Origin of the sequence: Gemmatimonas sp. (assembly GCF_044376735.1) — a bacterium.
Lineage (GTDB): Bacteria > Gemmatimonadota > Gemmatimonadetes > Gemmatimonadales > Gemmatimonadaceae > Gemmatimonas.
Genome location: NZ_JBILKJ010000167.1, coordinates 1 through 5,521, shown reverse-complemented (window position 1 = coordinate 5,521; position 5,521 = coordinate 1). Strand labels below are relative to the sequence as shown.

Here is a 5,521-nt window from a genome sequence, read left to right as displayed (position 1 = left end):
TTCACGCTGGCTAGCATCCCGGCGGGCGCGCTCACCATCACGGTGCGTCGCATCGGCTATCAGCAGCAGTCGCGCGCCGTAACCCTCGCCGCTGGCGCCACCGTCACCGTCAACGTCACCCTCGTCAAGAGCAGCGTGTCGCTGACCGGCGTCGTCGTGACCGCTACGGGTGAAGAGCGCAAGAAGGAAGTCGGCAATGCGATCACGACGGTCGGCAGCGCCGATTTCGAACGCGGCGCCGTCGCCAACACCCAACAGATTCTGCAGGGTCGCACCACCGGCGTCACCATTCAGGCCAACGGCGGCGGCCCCGGTGCGGGTGGCACCATCCGTCTGCGTGGCGTCAACTCGATCACGCAGGGCAACCGCCCACTGATCTACGTCGACGGCATCCGAATTTTTAACGGTAACTCACCGACCGGTGTCTCGTCGCGTCAGTCCGTTTCACCGTTGAACGATATCGCTGCCTCCGACATCGATCGCATCGAAGTCGTGAAGGGCCCGGCCGCCACCACCCTGTACGGCACCGAAGCCTCCGGCGGTGTGATTCAGATCTTCACCAAGCGCGGTCGTGAAGGCCCCGCCGTGTGGACACTCGAGGCCAGCGGCGGCATCAACAGCATGGGGGACTTCGGCCCGCGAACTGATCCCACGCGCATGTTCCTGCGCGAATGCCGCGGTCCGAACATGGTCGACGCCCTTGGCGTCGCCTTCGAAGATGCCACCTGCCCCGCCAGTGGCTCGTGGTTGCAGAACGGCTATCTCGGTCGCTATTCGCTCGGCGTGCGCGGCTCCGGCAGCGGGATCAACTATTCCATCTCCGGCAACCTCGAGAATGAGTCGGGCGTGTTCCGTGTGGGCAGCAACAAAACTGGCGGTCTTCGCGCCAACATCGGCTTCGCGCCAAGCAAGACCGTGACGCTGGCGCTCAACACCTCGTGGCAGCGCCGCAATACCGCCATGATCTCCGAAGGCAACAGCGCCGACGGATTCCTGCTCAACGTCTCGCGCGGCCCGGGGTCGAACTTCCGGGGAACCGGCTGCAGTACACCGACCATCGCGTGCGTCGTCAACGACACGATTTTCTCGAAGTCCAACACGATCGGCGGTGACCACTTCATCACCGGCGGTACGGCCACGTGGAATCCGACTTCCACCATCAGCAATCGGATCGCCGTCGGCATCGACTACAACAACAACGATCAGCGCACCATCAATCCGTTTGGCTATCCGCGTACGCCAACCGGCCAGTACTTCCAGACGCTCTGGAACCGTCAACTGATCACGGTCGATCTCGCGAGCAGCTGGAAGCAGACCTTCGGCAAGCGCTTCACCGGCACGTCGTCCATTGGTGGACAGATGTTCGACAGCCGTCTCAACTCCACCGATCTGCAAGGTGATAACTTCGCCGGCCCCGGCGTTCCCACGCTGGTGTCCGCGTCGATTCGCCAGATCACCGACGTCAATCAACAGCGCGTGATCAACGCCGGCTTCTTCGCGCAGCAAATGATCGGCTGGCGGGATGTGCTGTTCGTCACCGCCGGTGCGCGCGTCGATGGCAACTCGGCGTTTGGTTCGGGCTTTGGTCTCCAGACGTATCCGAAACTGAGCGCGTCCTACGTGATCTCCGACGAATCGTTTTGGCCGACGCGCTTGATCGAAACGTTCAAGCTGCGGGGCGCGATCGGCGAAGCCGGCAAGGCACCGGGCGCGTTTGATGCCACGCGCACCTGGAATCCGATCGCCGCCGAAGGCGGACTCTCCGCCTTCACACCGGGACAGCTCGGCAATCCCAATCTCGGACCCGAGCGCACGCGTGAAACCGAAGTCGGCTTCGACGCTGGCTTCTGGGGCGGTCGCCTCGGTGCCGTGTTCACGTACTTCAATGCGCGCACCAACGACGCGATCATCAACGTCGCGTATCCGCCCTCGCAGGGCTTCTCGGCCAACCAGCCGGAGAACGTCGGGACGATTTCCAACAACGGCATCGAAGCCCAGCTGACCGCGACCTTCGAACCCACTAGTTGGGCCCGTCTCGAAACGCGTGTGCAGTACACGAACGTGCGGGGTAAGGCCGTTGATCTCGGTGGCCGCGTGCTGACGCTCGATGCGCTCTCGCGTAGCTATGTGCAGGAAGGGCTGCCGCTGCCCGCGTACGTGGGGCTCAAGGTGCGGAACCCGAACGAGTTCGCCGCCGCCATCGTGGATACCAACCAGTTCCTCGGCGGTACCTTCCCCGATCAGATCATCAATCCGTCGTTCACGCTCACCCTGTTCAAGAACGTCACCATCGATGCCGTTGGTGAGTTTCAGCGTGGTGGACACCTGCTGAACGGCACCGCGTTCCAGAATGCCGGATTCGGCCTGTGGCAGCCATGCTTTGCGGCTCAGAAGGCGCTCCGCGCTGCCGCCGCCGGCGATCCCTCCGCACTGGCCACCGTGAACGCCAAGGACCGCATGCGCTGCTCGATCACGGCGACCGAGCGTGACTACAGCTACTGGGTCGAAAGCGCCGATTTCTTCAAGCTGCGCAGCCTCTCGGCTTCGTACGAAGTGCCCAAGCGCTTCACCCCCGGTGCGCGCAACATGACGGTCTCGCTCGCGGGCCGAAACCTGTTTGTGAACACCAAGTACACCGGTTCCGACCCGGAAACCGCCGACCAGCGCACGAGTACGTTCTCGCGCCGCGACTACTACAACACCTCGACGTATCGCACGTTCTTGTTCAGCGTGAGGACGAGCTTCTGATGCCCACTATGACCGCATTCTCCGCGATGACGCGTCGCGCTCTGCCGGCGGCTTCCATCGCCCTCGCCGCGGCACTCGGCGGTTGTGACCTCAAGGTCACCAACCCCGGTCCGCTGCTCGACGAAAATCTCAACACGCCCGGTGCCATCCCGGCGCTCGTCAACGGCATGGGTGGCGATCTCTCCAACGCCATCGGCAACTACCTCACCCGCGGTTCGCTCGCGGCCCTCGAGTTGCGCCACTCCGGCAACTTCGCCGCCGAGCGGAAGTTCGCCGCCGGTGATATTGGGCCCGAAGACGTGAACGGAGACTGGGCCCGCATGCACACGGCCCGCTACGTCGCCGAAGCGGGACTCGAGCGCATGAAGACGGTGCTCGGTACCGGGTTCGAAACGAACGCGAACACGCCACGCGCCTATCTGTATGCCGGCTTCGCCAATCGGTTCCTTGGCGAGAACGTCTGCAACGCTGTGTACGGCGGCGGGCCGGCCCTGCCTGGCAGTAATCATTTCGTGCGCGCAGAAAGCCTCTTCACGCGGGCCCTCACGATCGCCCGCGCGCTGAACAACACGGCCCTCACCAATGCGGCGCTCGCCGGCCGCGCCCAGGTGTACGCCGATCAAGGCAAGTGGACCGAAGCGGCGGCCGACGCGGCGCTCGTACCGGTCACCTTCCGCCACAACGCCATCTTCTCGCTCAACACCACGCGCGAGAACATGGATCTGGCCGTCCAGACCATCTCGCGTCGTGAAGTGACGGTGTGGAACACCGTGTGGGTGGCCGATCGCGATCCGCGGGTGCCGTACGACACCGTGCGAACGGGCACTACGATCACCCGTGGTCAGGACGGCGTGACCAACTTCTTCCGTCAGCGGAAGTACATCACCCTTGGCGACCCGGTCGCGCTCGCCAAGGGCACCGAGATGCTGCTCATTCGTGCCGAAGCCGCGCTCCGGGCCAACGACGTCACGAATGCTATGCTCTTCATCAATCAGGGGCGGACCGCCGCCACGCTCACACCGCTTACCGCGACCACGGTCGATGCGGCGTATGTGCACCTCATGCGCGAGCGTGGCGCCGTGCTCTGGCTCGAAGGGCGTCGGCTGTTCGATCTCAAGCGTTGGCTGGCCGAAGGACGGAACACCACGCTGCAGGGTCGCACCACGTGCGTTCCGATCAGCCTCGAAGAGCGTGGCGCCAACCCCAACCTCACCGGCGCGCCATAACGACGGAGTCGGGCGGGAATCACGACGGAACGGGGGAGCGGCTGGTGCCGCTCCCCCGTTTTCGTTTCCCCCGGCCGCTGGACTCGCGCGCACGACCGGCAGCCGATACCGTGCACCCCATGCGATTCCCCTCGATTCTTCTCGGCGCCACCGCGCTCCTGGGGCTGGCGGCCTGCGCCGGCCGATCGGTGACACCCACCACCGAACCCGCCACCGCGGTTCGCATGTCGCCCCCGGAGGCGGACGCTCCGACCTCCCCGCGCGACGCACTCCCAGCCGGGTTCCGCGAGGCGTTCGCCGAGGCCGACCGTCGCGCGCGTACCATCGCGTACTGGTATCAGTGTGTCGGTACCATCGCCCGTTTGCGCGCCGGCGGCACCTTCGGCCCGGCCGCGGCGGCGCCCCGCGTCATCTACTGCGAACGCACCGATGACGGGATTCCCATCGGCGGCGTGTACGACATCGATCCCGCCTTTCGCACGGTGAAGCGCTTCAGCACCGTGCGTCTCGACGGCGCGCGCCCTCGCTACAGCGGTTCGATCGACACCGCACGGGTGGCCATGGAAGCAAAGCTCGTCAGTGAGGTCACCCGGGTGATCACCCCGGCATGGGCGAAGCTTGGCCGTCCCTTCTCCGTCGTCCCTGTTCCGCTCGCCGGTGGTGGCATGGAAGCGTGGGCCATTCCGCGCGCCACGAAGGCCCGCATGTTCGTGACCGGCGGTGATGTGGCCTACGCCCGCAACGCTGACGGCACAGCCCGTCGCATCGTGGATCACACCGGCACCTGGACCCAGCTCCCGCTCGCCGCCACCGGGCCGCTCACCGTCACGAGCGCCGAGCGGGAGGTCGCCGCGGTCACCGATCTGGTCACCGCGCGGTATCACGCTGAGCTCGGCCGCGAGGTCACCGTGTTCACCACCACCATCCGCAGCGCCCTCGTCTCGGGGCTCGATCCGGCAACCGGCGCGCGGATCGTGTGGCAGCATGCCGCCAAGCCGGTGGCGCGCTAGCGCACACGCCGTCGTTCACGCCGTGGTGGTGGCCGATCGGCCATCCCGCTGCCTCGCGGAGACCATGCCCACCCCGTATGCTTGGCGGCGGCGGTATCCGACGTTCCGCTCGCTGTCCGTTTCCCGCTGGAGATTCCGTGCGTCTTCGCCCCGCCCTGTTGTGTGCCGGTCTGCTGGCCTGTCTCACGAGCCATCGCGTCATGGCCCAGCCAACCACGCCGACCAGCACCACCTCGCTCAAGAAGGGCGAGATCCGCCTCACCTACCTCGGCAATGCCGGCTGGGAGATCACCGACGGCACGAAAGTGGTGTTGGTGGACCCGTTCCTCACCCAGTTCGCGCGGTGGGCACCGGGCAGCAAGCAGACCGACGGACCGGCGCAGAGCGACCTCTACCTGCCCGACACCGCACTCATCAACGCGCATGTCACCAAGGCCGATTACATCCTGATCACGCACGGTCACCCCGATCACGCCCTCGATGCCGGCGTGATCTCGAACAAGACCGGCGCGGTGATCATCGGGCACGAAACCGCGG

General features: G+C 65.7%; 4 protein-coding genes. All 4 read left to right on the top strand.

The genetic code is table 11. The annotated features are described in order from the left end of the window. Positions 1-2,748, top strand: a 2,748-nt coding sequence (locus tag ACIRA7_RS14550) for a TonB-dependent receptor domain-containing protein (protein WP_396221573.1), incomplete at its 5' end; no start/stop codon positions are given. A gap of 8 nt (positions 2,749-2,756) precedes the next feature. After that, the gene (locus tag ACIRA7_RS14545) at positions 2,757-3,974 is read left to right on the top strand and encodes a RagB/SusD family nutrient uptake outer membrane protein (RefSeq protein WP_396221572.1); all 1,218 of its coding nucleotides are present in this window, start codon (positions 2,757-2,759) and stop codon (positions 3,972-3,974) included. A gap of 119 nt (positions 3,975-4,093) precedes the next feature. Then, positions 4,094-4,984, top strand: coding sequence for a hypothetical protein (locus ACIRA7_RS14540; RefSeq protein ID WP_396221571.1), 891 nt, complete (start codon positions 4,094-4,096; stop codon positions 4,982-4,984). Between the two features lie 137 nt (positions 4,985-5,121). Further along, a partial coding sequence (locus ACIRA7_RS14535) for an MBL fold metallo-hydrolase (RefSeq protein WP_396221570.1) occupies positions 5,122-5,521 on the top strand: 400 nt, incomplete at its 3' end.